The 19,490-nt window shown below is 61.3% G+C and carries 23 protein-coding genes; 8 read left to right on the top strand and 15 right to left on the bottom strand.

The window, feature by feature from the left end; genetic code table 11:
• Positions 1-191: 191 nt before the first annotated feature.
• On the bottom strand, positions 192-635 hold the full coding sequence (locus tag ACVILI_RS27255; RefSeq protein ID WP_019859877.1) for a DUF3775 domain-containing protein: 444 nt from the start codon (positions 633-635) through the stop codon (positions 192-194).
• A complete protein-coding gene (locus tag ACVILI_RS27250; RefSeq protein ID WP_240565262.1) occupies positions 635-1,546 on the bottom strand; it encodes a helix-hairpin-helix domain-containing protein in 912 nt (303 codons plus the stop codon). Before ACVILI_RS27250 ends, ACVILI_RS27255 begins: the two co-directional genes overlap by 1 nt.
• Before the next feature lie 214 nt (positions 1,547-1,760).
• On the opposite strand from ACVILI_RS27250, the gene ACVILI_RS27245 reads away from it, so the two are divergent.
• The 4 genes from ACVILI_RS27245 to ACVILI_RS27230 all read left to right on the top strand — a co-directional run bounded on the left by ACVILI_RS27245 (position 1,761) and on the right by ACVILI_RS27230 (position 4,570).
• On the top strand, positions 1,761-3,038 hold the full coding sequence (locus ACVILI_RS27245; RefSeq protein WP_019859875.1) for an NRAMP family divalent metal transporter: 1,278 nt from the start codon (positions 1,761-1,763) through the stop codon (positions 3,036-3,038).
• Positions 3,035-3,208: a hypothetical protein gene (locus ACVILI_RS27240; protein ID WP_240565261.1), complete on the top strand. Its 174-nt coding sequence runs from the start codon at positions 3,035-3,037 to the stop codon at positions 3,206-3,208. Before ACVILI_RS27245 ends, ACVILI_RS27240 begins: the two co-directional genes overlap by 4 nt.
• A 163-nt stretch (positions 3,209-3,371) precedes the next feature.
• Positions 3,372-4,019 (top strand): BON domain-containing protein, encoded by a 648-nt coding sequence (locus tag ACVILI_RS27235; protein ID WP_240565268.1) that lies wholly within the window; start codon positions 3,372-3,374, stop codon positions 4,017-4,019.
• Between the two features lie 152 nt (positions 4,020-4,171).
• Positions 4,172-4,570, top strand: a complete 399-nt coding sequence (locus ACVILI_RS27230; RefSeq protein ID WP_420871208.1) for a host attachment family protein — start codon at positions 4,172-4,174, stop codon at positions 4,568-4,570.
• Between the two features lie 292 nt (positions 4,571-4,862).
• On the opposite strand, the gene ACVILI_RS27225 is transcribed toward ACVILI_RS27230, so the two are convergent.
• From ACVILI_RS27225 to ACVILI_RS27215, 3 genes are all read right to left on the bottom strand, one after another.
• Entirely contained in the window at positions 4,863-5,267 is a 405-nt protein-coding gene (locus tag ACVILI_RS27225) for a universal stress protein (RefSeq protein ID WP_457102657.1), read from the bottom strand.
• 4 nt (positions 5,268-5,271) lie between these two features.
• Positions 5,272-5,688, bottom strand: coding sequence for a hypothetical protein (locus tag ACVILI_RS27220; RefSeq protein ID WP_457102656.1), 417 nt, complete (start codon positions 5,686-5,688; stop codon positions 5,272-5,274).
• A gap of 87 nt (positions 5,689-5,775) precedes the next feature.
• Positions 5,776-6,309, bottom strand: coding sequence for a flavin reductase family protein (locus ACVILI_RS27215; RefSeq protein ID WP_019859870.1), 534 nt, complete (start codon positions 6,307-6,309; stop codon positions 5,776-5,778).
• A 384-nt stretch (positions 6,310-6,693) separates the two neighbouring features.
• Between ACVILI_RS27215 and ACVILI_RS27210 the strand changes: the two genes are divergently transcribed.
• The 4 genes from ACVILI_RS27210 (at position 6,694) to ACVILI_RS27195 (ending at position 8,565) form a co-directional block, all read left to right on the top strand.
• Positions 6,694-7,104, top strand: a complete 411-nt coding sequence (locus tag ACVILI_RS27210) for a hypothetical protein (RefSeq protein ID WP_051726854.1) — start codon at positions 6,694-6,696, stop codon at positions 7,102-7,104.
• A 96-nt stretch (positions 7,105-7,200) separates the two neighbouring features.
• Positions 7,201-7,581 carry a c-type cytochrome gene (locus ACVILI_RS27205; RefSeq protein WP_019859868.1) on the top strand — a complete coding sequence of 127 codons (381 nt, stop codon included), beginning with the start codon at positions 7,201-7,203 and terminating at the stop codon, positions 7,579-7,581.
• Positions 7,582-7,662: 81 nt separating this feature from the next.
• Positions 7,663-7,965, top strand: coding sequence for a hypothetical protein (locus ACVILI_RS27200; RefSeq protein WP_155772685.1), 303 nt, complete (start codon positions 7,663-7,665; stop codon positions 7,963-7,965).
• Positions 7,966-8,055: 90 nt separating this feature from the next.
• Positions 8,056-8,565, top strand: coding sequence for a hydrolase (locus ACVILI_RS27195; RefSeq protein ID WP_064982147.1), 510 nt, complete (start codon positions 8,056-8,058; stop codon positions 8,563-8,565).
• Between the two features lie 11 nt (positions 8,566-8,576).
• On the opposite strand, the gene arcC is transcribed toward ACVILI_RS27195, so the two are convergent.
• From arcC to ACVILI_RS27145, 10 genes are all read right to left on the bottom strand, one after another.
• On the bottom strand, positions 8,577-9,479 hold the full coding sequence (arcC, locus tag ACVILI_RS27190; RefSeq protein WP_038648683.1) for a carbamate kinase: 903 nt from the start codon (positions 9,477-9,479) through the stop codon (positions 8,577-8,579).
• A gap of 1 nt (position 9,480) precedes the next feature.
• The gene (gene argF, locus ACVILI_RS27185; protein ID WP_019859864.1) at positions 9,481-10,482 is read right to left on the bottom strand and encodes an ornithine carbamoyltransferase; all 1,002 of its coding nucleotides are present in this window, start codon (positions 10,480-10,482) and stop codon (positions 9,481-9,483) included.
• A gap of 11 nt (positions 10,483-10,493) precedes the next feature.
• Complete coding sequence (locus ACVILI_RS27180; RefSeq protein ID WP_019859862.1) at positions 10,494-11,708, bottom strand: arginine deiminase; 1,215 nt, start codon at positions 11,706-11,708, stop codon at positions 10,494-10,496.
• 10 nt (positions 11,709-11,718) lie between these two features.
• Positions 11,719-13,188 (bottom strand): arginine-ornithine antiporter, encoded by a 1,470-nt coding sequence (gene arcD, locus ACVILI_RS27175; protein WP_051726853.1) that lies wholly within the window; start codon positions 13,186-13,188, stop codon positions 11,719-11,721.
• A 112-nt stretch (positions 13,189-13,300) separates the two neighbouring features.
• On the bottom strand, positions 13,301-14,545 hold the full coding sequence (locus tag ACVILI_RS27170) for an MgtC/SapB family protein (protein ID WP_027047152.1): 1,245 nt from the start codon (positions 14,543-14,545) through the stop codon (positions 13,301-13,303).
• 93 nt (positions 14,546-14,638) lie between these two features.
• On the bottom strand, positions 14,639-15,088 hold the full coding sequence (locus ACVILI_RS27165) for a pyridoxamine 5'-phosphate oxidase family protein (RefSeq protein ID WP_038648680.1): 450 nt from the start codon (positions 15,086-15,088) through the stop codon (positions 14,639-14,641).
• 11 nt (positions 15,089-15,099) lie between these two features.
• Positions 15,100-15,813, bottom strand: a complete 714-nt coding sequence (locus tag ACVILI_RS27160; protein WP_038648678.1) for a phosphoribosyltransferase — start codon at positions 15,811-15,813, stop codon at positions 15,100-15,102.
• Positions 15,814-15,816: 3 nt separating this feature from the next.
• A complete protein-coding gene (locus ACVILI_RS27155) occupies positions 15,817-16,245 on the bottom strand; it encodes a DUF2267 domain-containing protein (protein WP_027047151.1) in 429 nt (142 codons plus the stop codon).
• A gap of 82 nt (positions 16,246-16,327) precedes the next feature.
• Complete coding sequence (gene hemA / locus ACVILI_RS27150) at positions 16,328-17,605, bottom strand: 5-aminolevulinate synthase (protein ID WP_069093490.1); 1,278 nt, start codon at positions 17,603-17,605, stop codon at positions 16,328-16,330.
• 646 nt (positions 17,606-18,251) lie between these two features.
• Positions 18,252-19,472 (bottom strand): ISAzo13 family transposase, encoded by a 1,221-nt coding sequence (locus ACVILI_RS27145; protein WP_038650363.1) that lies wholly within the window; start codon positions 19,470-19,472, stop codon positions 18,252-18,254.
• Positions 19,473-19,490 lie beyond the last annotated feature (18 nt).

Here is a 19,490-nt window from a genome sequence, read left to right as displayed (position 1 = left end):
GCGCCCGCGTCACCAAGTCCGGCTCAGCCTGACGAGGACTGCATCAAAGCCGCTGCACAAGAGAGGCTCATTGATTGGGATCAATGGAGAGAGAAAAAACCGTGCGCCGGAGCTCGAATTTAGAGGCGCGACGACCAAAAGATCCCGAGGCGATTTGAAACCGCCCTCGGCACCGCGCGGCAGCCCGATGATCAAAGGTGCTGGCGCTCAAGTTCGGCGCAGGAGTAGCCGAGTGCGGACAGTCCATCTGCAAGATGGTCCGCGAGCAATGGCGTCCCACAGAGATAGTCGGCTACATGCGCATTATGAGCGTGGACTGCCTGCTGGCGAACACTTCGCCATTCATCGGCCGAATGGTCGTCGCGGCCCAGCCACATCAGGGCGACCAGGTCGATCTGTGCGTCGAACGAAAGCTCGGAAATCAGCGACTGCAGTTCTTCAAGAACCGGGTCGTCGGCATGATCCTCCAGGATCGCTGCGGACCGGTCGTCGGAAGGATTGGAGGCAGGGTTGGGTTCGGTGACCGGATCCTTGGCGTCGAATTCGCGCGCCTTCATGATGATGAAGCATACGGTTTCGAGGGGAACTTCGAGTTCTGTTTCACCATTGCCAACTCTCTTCACGGCTCTTTTCATCATGCCGGTTCCTTCAGTTGCTGTTCACTTTCGCGTCCTCGCACGACGCGTTTGCCGAGCATCGGACCACGTGTCTCGGTGACGACCGTGCAGCGCCCTTCCGGCTGGCCTTCGGCCTGGAAATAGATCACGACCCAGTCGCGCGTCTTCGCCAGTTCGTGCGCCAGCTTGGTGTTCGAGAAGAACGCGGTGAAATGCCAGTTGTCATGGCGCGCATGCAGCACCGGCAACCAGGCCTCGCCTTTCGGGTTGAAGCGTTTCGGTGCAATCTTGCGAAGCGCGCCAGCCGCTGCCTTTTCGCGATACATGTGATCGACTTCGAGCAGCATCGACACTGGCGGCAGGGGGTGGGACTGATAGGCCCTTGTTGTGCGAACCCTTCCCAGCCGCTCCGCGAGGGCTGCCGCCAGCATCTCCTTGCGCCTGTGACCGATACCCTTGATATGAAGTGCGTCGCTATGAAGCGCGTTCTCCAGGTCTTCGAGGGTCTCGAGCTGACCGTCCTCGGCGAGGCGGTGCGCGTATCGTGGTCCGATTCCGGGGATTGAGCGAAACAGCGCCTCCGGCTCCATCTCGCCGCGCAGCCGCTCCAGTTGGGACCAGCGCCCGGTCGCAACGATCTCGGAAATCGCCCCGGCCAGGCCTGTTCCGATTGCCGGGAGGGCGACGAGGCCATCGCGTCCCTCCCTTGTCAGGATTTCGCTGACGGGCCGTTCCAGCCTCGACACAACATCTGCCGCCCTCCTGCAGGCCCGTGCGCGGAAACCGTCAGCGCCCTGGCTATCGAGGAGATCGGCAAAATCCCGGAACTTGCCTGCAACCCCGATGTTTTCGGCGATTGGTGTGGTCGCCATCGTCGTCATTGGCTCTATGTCCGGGTTTGGCGTCACGATCTGCAGCGGCTCCGGCATGACTTTCCTCGGCGCAGGAGTTCAAGAGTGTCGATTTGGCCCTCCTATGCCATTCGACGCCTCGTATCCTTGACCCGCATCAATCCATCGGACTTCGAAGCCGGATAGAAGAAACACATGGTTCTTCGCGCTCGAAGGTTCGGAGCAACTCGGCGCGGCAACGGTGAGTTCGGTTCGTGCGACGAGAATGAGTGAGAGTGAGGGGAACCATTCGATGGAACCGCCGGACGCATCGGCCACCACACGCCGCCAACCCTACGACTTTCTCAGAAGCTTGGGCCCAGGCCTGATCACGGGCGCGGCTGATGATGATCCAAGCGGTATCGCCACCTATAGTCAGGTGGGCGCGCAATTCGGCTACTCGCTCGCATGGACCATGCTCTTCAGCTATCCGCTGATGGCTGTAACTCAAGGGATCAGTGCCGGGATCGGCGCGGTAACCGGCCAAGGTATCGCGCGCAATCTGCGTCGGCACTACTCTCCCTGGCTGCTGCGTTTCGCCGTCCTTCTGCTGCTTGTCGCCAACGTTATCAACATTGGCGCCGACCTCGGCGCGATGGGAGCGGCGCTTGAATTGATCATAGGTGGCCCGCAGTATTTGTATGCGGTGTTGTTCGCGCTGGCGTGCATCTTCCTAGAAGTCTTCGTGAGCTACCGACGCTACGTCACGGTGCTTAAATGGCTGACCCTGTCCTTGCTTGCCTATGTCGCGGTGGTGCTGTCGGTTCACGTGCCGTGGGGCACGGCGCTCTATGGCACGCTGGTTCCGCAGATCGCCTTCGACGGCGATCACGCCATGGCGCTGGTTGCCGTTCTTGGCACGACAATCAGTCCTTACCTCTTCTTTTGGCAAGCCGGGGAGGAGGTCGAGGAGCAGCACCGGCAACATCGTCAACGACTGGGCGCCAACTCTCACGCTGCCGGGCCGGAGCTGTCGCGCATCCGGGGCGACACACTTTTCGGAATGGGCTTCTCCAACCTGGTGGCCATTGTCATCATTATAGCCACGGCGGCAACGCTCCATGCCAACGGGATGACGCAGATCCAAACCTCATCGCAGGCGGCCGAAGCGCTCAGGCCCATCGCCGGGGAGTTTGCCTTTGCCGTTTTCGCCATTGGCATCATCGGAACGGGCATGCTTGCCATCCCCGTGCTTGCCGGCTCCGCCGCCTATGCCGTTGCCGAGATGTTTCGTTGGCCCGAAGGCCTCGATCGACGCCCGCAAGATGCCAAGGCCTTCTACGGCACGATTGCGGTCGCAACGCTGGGTGGAGTGTCCCTGACTTTTGTCGGCATGGACCCCATAAGGGCACTTTACTGGAGCGCTGTCGTTAATGGGGTTCTGGCCGCGCCACTGATGGCAATCATGATGATGATTGCCACGAACCCCCGGATCATGGGTCACCTTACATTGCCGCGCTGGATGGTCTTCGGCGGAGCGCTCGCCACGGCGGTCATGGCCCTGGCCTCAATCGGCTTCTTCGTGCTGTGACAATTGCCGCTGAAGGCAAGGTAAAGGCCGAAATCACCAAGGTGCGTCTTGAGGACATCAATACGATCTTCGCGAGCCTCAAGGCCGGCAAGCGCGAGGGACAGATGATGCTTGATCTTTCTGAGCCCGTTCGCAAGCCGGTGGCTGAATGCAAAGCCGTTCCCGCTTGATGAAAGCTGGCTGCGCGCAGCGACGCCTCCAACCGATGGCACCGTCGCAGACAGCAGGGCGAGCGAAAGTCGGCGACTGTTGAGCCAGATCAATGCGTCGCTCTGTCGAGGATGCTGTGTTTTGGGTGGGGGTGCAAAGCCCCCATACAAAAGGAGACGGATCATGACGGATTTAACATTGCGTCAGAACATTCTCGATGAGTTGGAGTTCGAGCCGAGTATCGACGCCGCCCACATTGGCGTCGCCGTGGAAGAGGGCATCGTCACCCTCACCGGACATGTTTCTTCCTACTGGGAAAAGACCACCGCCGAAAATGTGGTCAAGCGAGTCAAGGGCGTGAAGGGTATCGCCGAGGAAATCGAAGTCCGGCTGATTGGACAGAAGGGGACTGCGGACGACGAGATCGCCAGGCGTGCGGTCGATGCGGTCACCTGGAATGTGTCCATCCCGAGGGACAAGGTGCAGGTCAAGGTCCAGGACGGCTGGATCACGCTGACCGGGAAAGTTGAATGGCAATACCAGAAGAACGCGGCGGCCGAGGCTGTGCGCGGGCTGGCCGGTGTCGTTGGCGTGGCCAATCAGATCGAAATCACCCCACGTGCCTCGGTACCCGACGTCAAGAAGCGCATCGAGGATGCGCTGAAACGTGATGCGGAAGTCGAAGCCCAGGCGATCCGCGTCAATGTGCGGGATGGCAGGGTGACGCTTGAAGGCAAGGTCAAGGCCTGGTCCGAGCGCCAGGCAGCGGAACGTGCCGCCTGGTCGACGCCGGGCGTCCGGATGGTGGAAGACCGGATTGCGATTGTCTGATGGTTCGACATGGTCGGCGCGGCGGCTCAAGCGGCCGCCGGGTCGATAGTCCGAGGCACGCGCCACCGCGAAGTGCATCTGGCGGTGAAGACTGCGGCCAATGATGGCGAGGCAACGCCTTCGATCTATGTCAAAGGAGAAACAACATGATTATGACCACTGGCACGCTGGTCGCGGTAACCGACGGCGAGAAGTTGCGCCTGTTTCGCAACAAGGGCCACGAACCCCAGATCGATCTGGTTGAGTTGGGCGAGCCGACGCTTCAAGCGGCCAACACCGGCTCGGGCGGTCGCCACCGCAGTTCCACCGCCAATCCCGACGACTCTCGTCTGCGGGAAGATGATTTTGCCGCTGCCGTGGCCGAGTATCTCAATCGCGAGGCGCTCGCGGGAGCGTTCGAGCATGTGGTGGTGGTTGCCGATCCGCGCACGCTCGGCGAACTGCGCAAGCACGTCGAGCCTTCGCTGAAAGCGAAACTGGCGGGTGAACTCGGCAAGGATCTCGTGAAGCACTCAGTCGAAGCCATCGAAAATACGTTGGCGGCGGCTTGAGCAATCCGCACAGCCAGGCTGCTACCGACGACCGCCACGGGTGGTATGGATGCCTCGCGCTGCCTAAGATTGGTTGGGAAGGGCACTGCCGGCGGCGGCCGAGATTGTCGCCAGTGGTGCTAGCGCGAAATCTTCAGTCAAGAGCGCCGCGGTAGCGCCGGAGCCCCGATGGCCAACAGCTCCTGCGCTAAAGGAGAGAGAAGTCCGACCCGAAGAAGACGAGAAACTGTCCAGTGATCAAGGGAATTCGCAGTACAGGACCATCGTCGCTGGAAGTTGCTACGCTTCGGCGTCAGTTCGACATAAGCCGATTGAGCCAAACCTCATCCAACAGCGAACGGGTAACTCCGCCAAACACCCATTCCCTTAGTCGGCTATGCCCGTAGGCGCCCGACACGACTAGGTCTGCTTTGACGGAAGCCAAGAAGTCTATGAGTCGATTTCCTTCCTCTTCCGACTTTAGAATTTCGGTTCGCGCTTTTATGCCGTGCCCAGCGAGGAAGCTGGAGACGTCCTTGATGCCGTCTCCAATCCAATCATCCGGATTGGTATCAACCGCCACCACAGTGACTTCATTGGCTATGGCCATCAGTGGCACCGCATCCGCCACGGCGCGCCTTGCTTCGCGCGTGTCCTTCCAGGCGACGACAACCTGGCCAAGTGGCAAGCTCGCCGCGCCACGGGCGGCGACCAGCACAGGTCTACCGGGCGCGCAGCACCAAACTGCCCGGATCAGCCATCCGGTAGCCGTCACCCGTAGATGCGCCCAAGGAGGCGCCAGTGACCACAAGGTCGGCAAGAAGAGAGGCTCTGACGAGGACGTGATCTGGGTTCTCGACCGTTTCACGCCATTCCGCCTTGACCGTTCCGACGACGAGCTCGTCGAACTTGGAGTGCCGATCATTCAGCCTTTGCCGGATTTCGTTCCTCGACTGCTCCCAAATCTCTGCGGCAATCGCTGCGCCCTCGGGCGCCATCGTCACCGGCATTGGAGCGTCGGCGGCGCAGAAGCCAATCAGCTTTGCATCGAAACGTTCGGCAAGTTCGATGCCGATCCGCGTCAGCGGTTCGACTGAGCCATCAATGCCAAGGTTCAAGAGAATGGATTTATAGCTCATCGGGCGCTTCCGGTTCGAGAGTTTCGGTGCACCGAAGCTAGTTTTGCAGGAACGTTCTCACCTTGATGTCGATCAAAATGTAGCGGCTCAGGGGATGCGGGATTCGAAATGGACCACTTCGCCGTCCACAACGAAGGCGCCATTTCCGATGTGATGGATCGTCTTCGGTTTCGGTTGAACCGGGTCGATCCAGGCTTTCAGGACCTCGAGGACAAACAGGTTATATCTGTTCACCAGGCGTGTATCGACGACCCGGCATTCGAGATTGGCGAAGCATTCGGCGATCAGGGGAGCCGAAACGCGCTCGGCGGGAAGCGGCGTCAGCCAGGCTGTCGCGAACTTGTCAATCTCGCGTCCGGAGCAGTTTCCAACCTTGACGACTTTTTCTGCGAGGCCAATGGCAGGGATGGCGATCACGCATTCCTTGGTTTGACGCAAGGCGAAGAAGGAGAAGTCATCGCTCGATACGACGCAGGCCATGGTCGGCGGCGCGATCCTCGTCATCATGTGCCAGGACATGGTCATGACGTTCGCGCGGCCCTGTTTTGACCTGGTTGTCAGGAGGACAACGGGACCAGGCTCGATCAGCCGATAGACTTCGGCAAGCGGCAGTTCCTTCATCGCGTCCTCGTTTCTGCCTTTTACAAGGCAATTGTTCCGGCGATGTCGTGACAGGCAATGCCCTTTGTCGCCTTGATCAATGTCAAAGGCGGGAAGCGGGGGCGAGAAGGGGAATCCAGGAGGTCGACGCAGGTTTGCGCCTAGCGGGCGATTGATCGGGATCAATGCATGCCGGAATCGACCTTGCGATGTTCGATTAGAGCCACACGAGGATCAGTTCATGTCCGCTGGAGGCATTCTCTTTTGGGGCATCCTGCTTTGCCTCGTTTGGATCGCCGGGGTCGGCATCTACTTCGAAATGGCGTCTTCCAAGAGACGCAAGCTCGGTGCGGTGAGTCATGGCTTTGGCCGCCGCTCAAGGCCGCGCCATCCAAAGATGAGACAGTGAATGCCGAGATCGAGGAGGCCATCATGATTTGGAATGCGGAAGAATTCTGCGCGCCGGAATTGTCCCTGTCTGTCAAGGCAGGGCAGAAGCTGTTGGAGGCGACCACCGCGCTGCAGATGCATTCCATCAAAGCGTCGTTCCGCTGCCAGATTGAAGCTGCGTCCTTTCTTCGCCGGCGATTTTGGGACGATCTGAAGCTGATGGAAACGCTGAGGGATAGCGATGAATTCGCCGATAGCTTCGACGTGTTCGCCAATTTTTGGCAGAATGCCGCATCCGACTATCTGAAGGAGGTGGGCGAGTTCGCGTGCATCGGCGCCAAGCTCGCGATGGAGACGGCCGGACAAGTCCGTAAAGAGGCGGATACGGCGATCGACGACATGGCAGCGGCAACCCTGACGCCCTGAAGTGTTGCAATCAAACAAGAAGGCGAAATCGATAGCTGGACGAACTGAGGTTCCGATCAGTCGTCTGCGTATCGTGGAGGAAGCGCTCATTGGCGTTTGAGCCAAGTCAAGGCGCTGCATATCTTGATGCTGTATGCGACGACTATGAAACGCAAAACGCTGTTGAAGATTTTCATCGTTGCGCCCATGCTCGCGGGCACGCCGGCAGCTTGGGCAAACGACAATCTCCAGGTTTCCCATGGCCGGAGGATAGTGGAAGCGAACTGCGCACGGTGCCATGCAGTCGGTCGGACTGGCGTTAGCTCACATCCGGACGCACCGCCTTTTCGCATGCTGCATCTGCGCTACCCGATCGAAGACTTGGAGGAGGCGCTGGCGGAGGGGATCTCGACTGGTCACCCGGACATGCCGGAGTTTGTCGCCGATCCCCAGCAGATCGGGGCGATCGTCGCCTACATCCGGACGCTTGACCGTTGATTTGGCTGCCGCGTTCGACTGAAATCCGAAAACCAGTCCTGGCAATCCGAGGGGCTTGTTCTCGAGGATTCCTCAGAATGTATGCGCAACGTCGTGATCGTCAAAGGGATAGAAGTGGGCCGCCTTCAACGTCAACGGGACGTCATGGCCCTCGATGAGCACCTTGACCCATTGGTCCCCGAAATCGTCTTGCCAGGAGTCGGTAACGCGACATCTTGCGGCGAGGTCCATGCCAATCTCTATCTTTTCGGTTCTCTTTGCCATCCTGAACTCCTGTCGTACCAGCGCGATCTGCCAATCGCGATCTGCCCTTTCAGCGTCTTTCGCGCGGACCATATCAACATGGTCAATCTATTTAGCCGGGCCGCCGCGGACTGGCATTGATGCGCATCAATTGCAGATCTGGCGGCGTTGATCGTGATCAATGACGTTCGGGCGCTCGGCTGATCTTTTGTCGCGCATCGGGAGACCACTATGCGCACCAACGAAACACCGCATTACGATGCCAGCGTGAACACCACGGGTTGCTGCCCCAAATTCAACCCGGGCGGCTGGGACGATCAGGAGTTGCACTTCAAAGACAAGCCGTTCGTGAGGGCGACAACCCATAGCGTCCTGCATGTTCCAGTGAACATGGGCAGCGTCTTTGCCCGTGTCAGCGAGCATATCGACGGCGCCGGCGCTTCTGCCGAAGGTCAATACATTGTCCTAAGCCGCGATCTCTCGCCGTGGACGAGCGAGCATCTTTTCTCGGTTTCGAAAGCCGTGCCCGAGGAGGAAATGACCAGGCTGACAGGCGACTTCGTCACCAAATTGTTCGAGGGGGCGTTCGAGCAGGTAAGGGGCTGGCACGAGGAAATGCTTGAACTCGCGCGCCAACGCAACCCCAAGGCCAGCGACGTGTATTTCTTCTACACGACCTGCCCGAAATGCGCCGCGGCGTACGGCAAGAACTACGTTGTCGGAGTAGCCAAGATTTCCTGAGCCCGGCGAGGCTAGGGCTCGAACCAGGTGCCCTGACGCCGCTTGACGATCTCCGCCGCGTCCTCGAGCCGGCCGATCGCCGAGGGATTGCCCGTCGCCTGGACGAACTCGATTGCCGCACCGATCTTGGGTCCCATCGAGCCGGCGGGGAAATCCTTTCCCGAAAGTTCAGTTGCTCCGACATTGCGCAGTGCGCGGGCATCCGGCGTGCCGTAGCCCACATAGACCGCATCGACATCCGTGAGCATCAGCAGCATATCGGCCTTCAACTGGCGCGCCAGCAGCGAGCTGGCCAGGTCCTTGTCGATGACGGCTTCGACGCCGACCATAGCGCCATCGTCGCGCGCGACAACGGGCACGCCGCCGCCGCCCGTGCAGACGACGATGACGCCATGGTCGACGAGGAAGGAGATGACGGATGCCTCCAAAATCTCGATCGGGCGGGGCGAGGGCACGACCCGGCGCCATTTATCGCCATCGGGCGCTATGCACCAGCCGCGCTCTGCTGCGAGCTGCCGCGCTGTCGCTTCGTCATAGACCGGGCCGATCGGCTTTGTCGGACTGGAAAATGCAGGGTCGTACGGGTCGACTTTCACCTGTGTCAGCAGTGTAGCGTAAAGTCTGTGAGAGGCGAGGTTGGCGAGCTCCTGTTCGATCATGTAGCCGATCATGCCGGCGCTCTCCGCGCCGAGAACATCGAGCGGGAACGCGCCGCCAGGCGAGGCCGCCGACTGGAGCGCAAGCAGGCCGACCTGCGGACCGTTGCCATGCGTGATCACGAGCGAATGGCCCTCGTCAATCAGTGCGGCCAGGGCGGAGGCGGCACGCTTCACGTTCTTGCGCTGATTTTCGGCGGTCATCGGTTCGCCGCGCCGCAACAGCGCGTTCCCGCCGAGCGCTGCAACGATCAGCATCTCAGTTGCCGATCGTGGCGACGAGCAACGCCTTGATCGTGTGCATGCGGTTCTCCGCCTGGTCGAAGACGATCGAGGCGCCGGACTCGAACACCTCGTCGGTCACCTCCATGCAGTCGATGCCGAATTCGCGCGCGATATAGGCGCCGACTTCGGTCTCGGTGTCGTGGAATGCCGGCAGGCAATGCATGAATTTCACATGCGGATTGCCGCTGGCCGCCATCATTTCCTTCGTCACCCGGTAGGGCGTCAGAAGACGGATGCGCTCCGGCCAGCCGGACTTGTCCTCGCCCATCGACATCCAGACGTCGGTGTAGATGAAGTCGGCATCCTGGACGCAGCCCTTCATGTCTTCATCGAGCCGGAAGCGGCCCCCGCTGCGCTCGGCGAGTTCCTTAACATGGTCACGGAATTCCTGGTCGGGCCAGAGCTCCTTCGGCGAGGCGATGCGCATATCGATGCCGACCTTGGCGGCTCCCAATGCCAGCGAAAGGGCGACATTGTCGCGTCCCTCGCCGACGAAAGCGACGGTCATGTCCGACAGATGCTTGTGCGTGAACTCGCGCATCGTCATGAAATCGGCGAGGATTTGCGTCGGGTGCGCTTCGTCGGTCAGGCCGTTGTAGACGGGCACGCCGGCGTGCGCCGCCAGCATTTCGGCCTGGTGCTGGGCAAAGCCGCGATACTCGATGGCGTCATACATCCGCCCGAGCACGCGGGCGGTGTCCTTCATGGATTCCTTGTGCCCGATATGGCTACCGGACGGACCGAAATAGGTGACGTGGGCACCCTGATCATAGGCCGCCACCTCGAAGCCGGTTCGTGTGCGCGTCGAGTCTTTTTCGAAGATGAGGGCGATGTTCTTGCGAACCAGGCGCGGTATCTCATGCCCAGCCTGCTTGGCGGCCTTCAGATCGGCGGCCAACTTCAGAAGGAAGCGGATTTCTTCGGCTGAAAGGTCATCCAGTGAAAGCACCGAGCGGCCATGCAGGTTGATCGACATTGGATATCCTTTCAGATCGGGTCGCGTGCAATGGGGCAGGTCATGCAATGACCGCCGCCGCGGCCGCGGCTGAGTTCGGCACCCTCGACGGTGATCACCTCGATACCCGCGCGCCGCAGAAGCGTGTTGGTGTAGACATTGCGGTCGTAGCCGATGACGACGCCCGGCTCGACAGCGACGACGTTGTTGCCGTCGTCCCACTGCTCGCGCTCGGCCTCGTAGCGGTCGCCGCCGGTGGCGATGATGCGCAGCGATTTCAGGCCGAGCGCTTCCGCCACAACCTTTGTGAAGGGGGCGTTCTCTTCCCTGACCTCGACCGCCGCATCGCCGTCTCCGGGCCGGATCGAGAAGGTGCGCAGCCTGTCGACCACGGGCGGATACATGGTGGCAAGGTCCCGGTCGCAGAAGGTGAATACGGTGTCGAGATGCATGAAGGAGCGGTCGCGCGGCATCAGCGCCGCGATGACATGCGTGGCTTCGCCGGCTGCGAACAGACTGCGGGCCAGATCACCGACCGCCTGCGGGGTGGTGCGCTCTCCCATCCCGACGAGAACGACGCCCCCGCCGACGGGCATGACGTCGCCGCCTTCCAGGCTGATACCTGTTCCTGCCTGGGGCGATACGAACGGAATGCCGCCGTCCCGGAAATGCGGGTGGAAGCGGTAGACCGCCTCGACATTGGCCGCTTCCGGTCGCCTGGCAGGCCAGTACATGGCATTCACGGAGACAGAGCGGTAGATCCAGCAGGAGCTGTCGCGGGTGAAGAGCTGGTTGGGCAATGGCGGCAGGACGAAGTCCTGAGGCGCCAGCGTTCTTCCAGTCAAACCCTTGGGCTCGAACGGCAGCTCGGCGCGAGCGATGCCGCCTATCAGACAGGTTGCCAGCAGGCCGGCCGACATCTCGTCCAGCCAGCCCCGCATCTCGTCGACCATGTCGAGGCCGACCACGCCGGCATGCACCCGGCGATCGAGAAGCCAGTCGCGGGCCTTGCCGATGCCCATCGTCTCGGCGAGGAGTTCGCCGAACGAATGCACCGCCACGCCGCGCTCACGCAAGGCATCGACGAAGACGTCATGCTCCTGGCGCGCCCGCTTCACCCACAGCACGTCGTCGAACAGCAGCGACTTGCAGTTGTCCGGCGTCAGCCTGCGCAGGCTGAGATCCGGCCTGTGGACCATCACCTCGCGCAGGCGACCGACTTCCGAATGAACCCCCAGATTTGCCATGGGACGGCTCTCAAAGCGCGCTGACGGCGCCGGTCCACATCTCGTAGACGGCAAGGATTGCGACAGCGACGAGCGCGACTGCGATGACGGCCTCCACCGGGTGGAAGGCACGCTGATTGGCCTCGCGACGGGCCCAGACGTAGAAGATGATGCCCGGCGCATAGAGGATGGCGCACATGAACAGATACGCCGGTCCCGCGGCATAGACGAGCCACAGGCCGTAGATCGTGGCCAGAATGCCGGCAACGAGCGGTCCCGTTCGGCTTTCGCCGCTTTGATAGCTTTCCCCAGTCAATGCCAACTTGGCGGCAAAGGCGCCCGAGAAGATGTAGGGGACGAGAATTGCCGCCGAGGCGATGTAGAAAAGCGCCTGGTAGGTGCTCTGGGCAAAGAGTGTGATCACCAGGAAGGCCTGGACAAGCAGGTTGGTGATCAGCAGGGAGGTCGAGGGAACGCCCCGTTCGCTCTCATGGCCGAAGAATTTCGGCATTGTACCGTCCTTGCCGGCGACATGCGGAATCTCGGCGGCAAGCAGGGTCCAGCTCAGGAACGCGCCGACGACCGAGACGACCAGCGCAAGATTGATGAGCACGGCGCCCCAGGGCCCGACAACCGCTTCCAGCACGCCCGCCATCGAAGGGTTCTTCAGGGCGGCCAACTCGGGTTGGCTGAGGATGCCGAGCGAAAGCAGCGATACCAGCGCATAAAGCGCGAGACACGTGAAGAAGCCGAGCACCGTCGCAGTCGCGATGTCCTTGCGGCGCTCTGCGCGTGCTGAGAACACGCTGGCGCCCTCGATGCCGATGAAGACCCACAGCGTCACCAGCATCGTGCTCTTCACCTGAGCGGCGATCGTACCCAGAGAGGCGTTGCCGAGCCCTGTGAAGTCGAGCGACCAGACATTGAGCTTGAAGGCTACCGCGACGACGCCGACAAAGAGGACGACAGGAGCAATCTTGGCGATGGTCACGACAGTGTTGACGATCGCAGCCTGGCGAATGCCTGCAAGAACGAGGAAATGAATGATCCACAAAAGGATCGATGCGCCGAGCACCGCCTGCCAGGTATTCCCGTCACCGAAGGCGGGGAAGAAATAGGACAGCGCGCTGAAGACGATTACCGCGTAGGACACATTGCCGACCCATGCGCTGATCCAATAGCCCCAGGCGCTGTTGAAGCCGATGAAGGGGCCGAAGCCGGCTTTGGCATAGGCGTATGGGCCGGCATCGAGTTCGGGCCGACGCACCGCCAGCGACTGGTAGACGAATACCAGCGCGAGCATGCCGGCGGCCGTGACGGTCCAGCCGATCAGGATAGCAAGCGGGCCAGCGCCGGCCGCCATATTCTGGGGCAGGCTGAACACACCCGAGCCTACCATCGAGCCGATGACGAGCGCGGTTAGCGATCCCAGTCGCAGCTTGGTCGTGGCCGGACTGGCAGATTCTTCCCGCATAGGGATATCGAGGTCTGTTGTGGCCATGAGGCCCTCCCACCTTTGGAATGATAGGAGCAGTTCAACAGGAATGGTGCCTGGCAGCCTTGACGCCGGTCAAATCTGGATTGGCGCCGGAGCCGACCGCAAATCGCGCCCCCTAGAGGAACCGCATGGTGCAATAGCCCGCAGTCGCAGCGGTCAAGGTCATGCCGGCCAGCGGTAGCCAGAATTTCACCGGCCCTGCGGACATCGCCAGGCACAGGCGTCCAATGGCGTTCGCCATCAGCGCCGTCAGCACGGCTTGCCCGATGGTTTCGATGGAAATCGAGTGCTTGGCCAGCCGCAAGGCGCTGAGCACCGAGGCATCGACATCAAATGCACCCGCGATCGCGGAACTCGCCAGCAGGCCCTGTTCCTTGAATTGGAGTGCCAACGCGGCGCTCGCTGTCGAGGCGAATGCGAACAGGAGTGCAAAGATCAGCAACGGCATCAGTTCGAATGGATTGCGCGTCGCGCCAGGGCTTTCCGGCCTTTGCCCGGGGATTGCCAATGCGATTGTTCCGCAGACGCCGAATGTCAGCGCCGCGGCGAGCGCGGGTAAGGCGATGAACGCGGTCACGCCCGGGGCCAGTATCAGAACCACGAGGCAGACACGCAGGATCGAGACCATCGCGGCCAGCGAGGCCGCGCCTGACAGGGACAAGGAATTGTTCGACGCGCTGGCAGTACGAGCCAGTGACAAGGTGACGGCAGTTGATGACACGACTGCACCGGCAAGCGCGCTCACAATCAAACCGCGGGCGTTTCCGAGGACACGTACGGCGACGTAACCAGCGAACGAAATTGAGGCCATCAGCACCGTCAGGAGCCAGATCTCCCGCGGGTTGAAGCCTTCCCATGGGTCAAACGTGCGGTTCGGCAGCAGGGGCAGGATTATGGCGGTCATCACCGCCAGGACCAATGCCGAGCGAAGCTCGATCCAGGTCAGGCGTTTCAAAAGCCCATGCAGGATTTCGCGGCTGGCGAGTAACGTCGCCAGCGCCGTGCCGCCCGCGGCGGCCACGCGAAAATCGCCGGCCACGCAGAGCGCGCCAAGGGCAAACACAGCCAGGCCCGCGATAACGGTCGTGACACTGAAATCCTCATCGTGCGCGGCTTCGCGTGCCTTGTACCAAGCGAAGATCCCGGCGAAGGCGAGGAAGCCGGCGATCAAGACGGAAATCGCATTGAGCGCTTCGGCCAACGCCGCGATAATGCCGCCGAGAAGTCCCGCAATGCCGAATGTCCGAATACCCGCCGTGCGGCTATGAGCCGGCGCGTCGCGCTCCTGCCAGCCGCGCTCCAGGCCGACGAGCAACCCGATCGCCAAAGCGACGCCAAGTTGGACTATGAGAGAGTCCATGGTGGGCATGCCCTTGGCCGGATTGCGGATGCATCCAGCCGGTGTCGACCAGCAGTCATACAGCCTGCTTTCCGCCATGCGCGCCGCGCCAAGTCAAGCCTCCATCGCCTCACGGCCCGAGACTTCCACGATGAATATCCTGAAGAACACATGCGGGAGATGTTCGGCGACCGAGGACGTAGCCGGCTTGAGCGCGCCAGGCTCCCACCAGTCGGTGTGCCTGCTCAGCAATGACCATGCGTGATCCAGTTGCACCTTGTGGCCGATCCGGTCCGGAAGTTCCTCATACCTGCCATTGACGATGACGCTCTTCCAACCTCGGGCAGCGCCATGTTCGTCGACCTGCACGGACACGAGCGGATTGGCGCGCATCCAGTCGATCTTCTTGCCCGGCATGGAAAAGGCATAGAGGTGGTTGTCGGCATGGGCGTAGTAGAAGGGCACGATATAGGGTTGCCCGTCCTTCGCGCAGGCAAGGCGGCCGACGCGATTGGCCGTCAGCATTTTCGTGCATTCCAGAGTCGAAAGCGTGCGGATCTGCATCGGTATAACTCCTAAGTGCCGGCTTTGTGCCGCGATTTGCCCGCGGCGTTTGCGCCGGAGTGTCTTCTTTCGGCAATATGGCGCCGATCCTCGCGCGCCATAGCCATCATCTCGAGGACCTCGCTGTCGGAGAGCTGCGGAAAGCTGCCATAATAATAGCCGAGCGCGCGAAATCGGGCAGGCTGAATGAGACAGATCGTCAAATCTGCTTCCTGCGCCAGCTCTTCCACGGTCTCCGGCGGCGCGACAGGAAGTGCGACGACGATCTGTCGCGGCGACCGTCGCTTCAACGCCCGGATGACCACTTTCATCGTCGTTCCGGTCGCCGCTCCGTCGTCAACGACAATCGCGGTTTTGCCGGCCACCGACTGGGGCAGCTCTTTTCCGCGAAATATTTCCCGACGCCGCTCCAACTCCGGCCGTTCCTGCGCGATCAAAACACGTAATGCGCTGTCGCCGAGAGCGTAGGCCTCCACGATCTCACGGTTAAGAACGACGTCCGGCGGATCTCCGTCCACGATGGCGGCCACCGCCAGTTCCGGATTGCCAGGTGCTCCGACTTTTCGAACGATCATCAGATCCAGCGGTGCCTTCAAGACCTTGGCAATCTCGGCGGCGACCGGAACGCCACCGCGTGGCAAGGCCAGCACGATCGGATTCCTCAGCTGAAGCGCCTCCAAAGAGGCTCCGAGCTTCTGTCCAGCGTCCTGCCGATCGCGAAACATCGCTCATCCCTCCGGCCAGAGTTGGCGCAGCGACTTCTTCATCGAGTTTCGGACCTGGACGATTTCGCCATGCGAAATGTGACGGTCGAGAAGTCGGAACACCGCACCAATAGCCTTGTCGACGTCGATCTCCGGCTCGTAGCCAAAGCTGTCGCGAACGCAAATGACGAAGTCGCGCTTCTTGCGTTCCCACGCCGGTTCGGCCGGGTTCCACCCTTCGAAATAGATGCCTCTGATCAACGTCGGCAACTGGGCGGACAGATCGGCCATTTCTTCAGGCGAGAGCCAGTCGCGCAAGGTGTGCAGGACGGCCTTCAACAGCCGGAACGCGCTTTGTTCGTTCCAGTCCAGATCCTTGGCGAGCTCGTTTACCCATTGCTGGGCCTGCTCGGCGGCATGTGTGATTGAAGCGTGCGAAACAGAATGTGTCATGGCTGCGATCCTTGAACGTGGTTCCTTCTCCTCCATTGGAGCTTCGCGCATTGCGCTGGACCAAAGTTCGACGTCGTCGATTTCAGCCGCCCGACGTTGCCGTCAGCAGCGGAACGATCCGGTCGCTTTTGGCGACCGAGGGCCGTCCTGCCGAGCCGTAGGGAATGCCGAGCGCGTCCCATGTCTCGACCAGCGCGTCCTGCAGTCCAGCGATCAGCGCATCCGAATGGAACGGCGTCGGCGTGATGCGCAGCCGCTCGGTGCCGCGCGGCACGGTCGGGTAGTTGATCGGCTGGATGTAGATGCCGTGCACGCCGAGCAGGCGGTCGCTGGCCATTTTGCAAAGCTCGGGATCGCCGACCAGAACCGGCACGATATGGGTTGGCGAGTCCATCACCGGCAGGCCGGCGGCGGCAAGCACCTGCTTGGTCCGGGATGCCTGCTGCTGCTGGGCATCGCGCTCGGCCTGCGAGCGCTTGAGATGCCGGATCGAGGTGGTGGTGGCCGCGGCGATCGCCGGCGGCAGCGCCGTGGTGAAGATGAAGCCGGGCGCATAGGAGCGCACCGCGTCGATCACCGCGCTGGTGCCGGTGATATAGCCGCCCAGCGTGCCGAAAGCCTTGGCCAAGGTGCCCTGGATGATGTCGATGCGGTCGGCCAGGCCCTCGCGCTCGGTGATGCCGCCGCCGCGCGGTCCGTACATGCCGACAGCATGGACCTCGTCGATATAGGTCATGGCGTTGTAGCGCTCGGCGAGCTCGACGATCTCCCGGATCGGCGCGATGTCGCCGTCCATCGAATAGACGCTTTCAAAGACGATCAGCTTGGCGCGTTCGCGCCCCGCCGCCTGCAGCAGGCTTTCCAGATGCGCGACGTCATTGTGGCGGAAGATCTTCTTCTCGGCGCCCGAGCGGCGCACGCCTTCGATCATCGAGGCGTGGTTCAGCTCGTCCGAGATGATCAGGCAATTGGGCAACAGCCGCGCGATCGTCGAGATCGAAGCTTCGTTGGAGACGAAGCCGGAGGTGAAGACCAGAGCCGCGTCCTTGCCGTGCAGGTCGGCAAGCTCATGCTCGAGCTCGACCAGCGGGTTGGAGGTGCCGGAAATGTTGCGGGTGCCGCCGGCGCCGGAGCCCATCTTGCCCGCCGCGTTCTGGAACGCGGCGATGACGTCCGCGTGCTGGCCCATGCCGAGATAGTCGTTGGAGCACCAGACGGTGATTTCCTCGGCGCGGCCGTTGGAGCGCCAGATGGCGCGCGGAAACTTGCCCGCGATACGCTCGAGGTCGGCGAAGACACGATAGCGACGCTCGGCGTGGAGCTGGTCGATCGCATCTTCGAAGAACCGCTGATAGTTCATGATGAACTCCTGTTCGGGATGCCTTGGCCGGCGGCGGCAGGCCTTATCCTCAGGGTCACCATACTTGGTTTGCGAGCCTTGACTTTGAGCCACATCAATTCGCAACTCCAACTCGATTAAAGCGATAGAGCGGAAGTCATCGAGTGTTTGCTGGGTCTTGAAAGGCGTCCCTCTCCACAATCCACCCGCCCGCCCAAACGGAGACGCAGGCTGACTTTCCTGGCAGGGCCTCGTCCGCGTTGGTCTGGTCGGGGCGGACTTTTATGCTCCATCTAAAATTCGGCTAAAGGTAGCCGGCTTGGTCCGAAATCACTTGCAAAACTGATTCAAATCAAAGCGCGCGGCGGCGTCTCGATTCACGATGATCGGATGTGGAATCCAATAGCAAGCGCCCCGTTTGGCCGAAGCCTCGAACTAGCCGTTCTAGACGAGGATGGCCTGCACGCGCTTGTTTTTCCTTGCGAAAAGGGCCGAGAAGGATGGGTGGATGTCGCTAAGCGCGTTCGTGTCGACATCAGGCCGACCCACTGGCGAGACTGGAATCCAAAAGAGCGGCGTGCGAGCTTGCTGCGAGACCTGTCCTGACGGTTGCCTCAAAGCGTAGCGGTGTCAGGAATCAAATATCGCCTTAGGACGTGTCGATAATTTATCGCGCTAATTTTTGGGATTGCGGCTTGATTGTATAGTTCCATTCACCGTGGAATTCGTTGCGAATGATGTTCAAGCTGGCCATGTCCTCGTCGGAGACTTTGATCCCGGCGGGATAGCGGTTTTCATCAAGTTCGCAACGAACGGTCAGTCCCGCCGTCGAGGTTGTGGCGCCGATGAGTTCGACGATGGTGCGATAATCGGTGAGCGGTCGTCCACGCCAGTTTCTCGAGATGAACGAGAAGAGGCGGTGTTCGATCTTGTTCCATTTGCTGGTGCCGGGCGGGAGATGGAGGACAGCGATGGTCAACCCCAACTCGTCGGCCAGCTTTTGGAGTTCGACTTTCCACAGGCGCACGCGCGAACCGTTGCTTCCGCCGCCGTCGGCGGTGATCGTCAAGGTATGAGCGTGCGCGTAGCGATCACGCCCCATGCTGATCCACCAGGAGCGTATGGCGTTGACGGCGAAGGCAGCGGTATCGTGGTCGATCCCGACGCTGACCCACCCTTTGTCATCGGCGATATCATAAATACCGTAGGGCGCGGCACGACCGAGCTTCGGGTCGACGAAATCATGGACGCGGACCGGCTCTGGTGCTCCGGCCGGTCGGTATTCACGTCCGCCATTCTTGAAGTCGCCGACGAGTTCTTTCTTCTTCGTATCGACGGAGATCGCAGGTTGACCGGCCGTAATGGCGTCCTTGACCGTCCTGGCGATGTGCTGGAACTGTGCGTCGCGATCGACGTGGCTCGATCCCTCCAGCGTCTTTCGATTGCCCTGAAGAGAATACCCAAGCGTTTTCAACAGAGTACCGACGACGTCATGACCGACACGATGGCCCATGGCGCAAAGCGCCGCCGCCAAGTTCCGCAAGCTTTTCGATGTCCACTTCAAGGGTGACATCGGATCGCCACGCGTGGCGGGGTCGACAAGCCTTTCCAGGTCGCTGAGAAGTGTCGGATCCGTCTGCGTCAAAGGTTTGCGTCCGGCACCCTTGCGCCGGATGCCGCCAAGAGCTGAATCCGGCGCCGCGCCGCGCAGTTCCCGCAATCCATATCCGATGGTGCTACGCGCGATCCCCGTTGCCGCGGACACCGCCGCGATCCCGCCCCAGCCCGCGGTGAGCGCTTCCGCCGCCGCAAAGCGGCGACGACCACGCTCGTCCAGCACGGGGCTAACCGCATCATAGCGGAGCTTTATAGCGGCGACATCGATCACCGCCCATGTCTACAAAGC

This window comes from Mesorhizobium sp. USDA 4775, from assembly GCF_054062655.1.
This window is presented reverse-complemented; position numbering and strand designations above follow the sequence as displayed.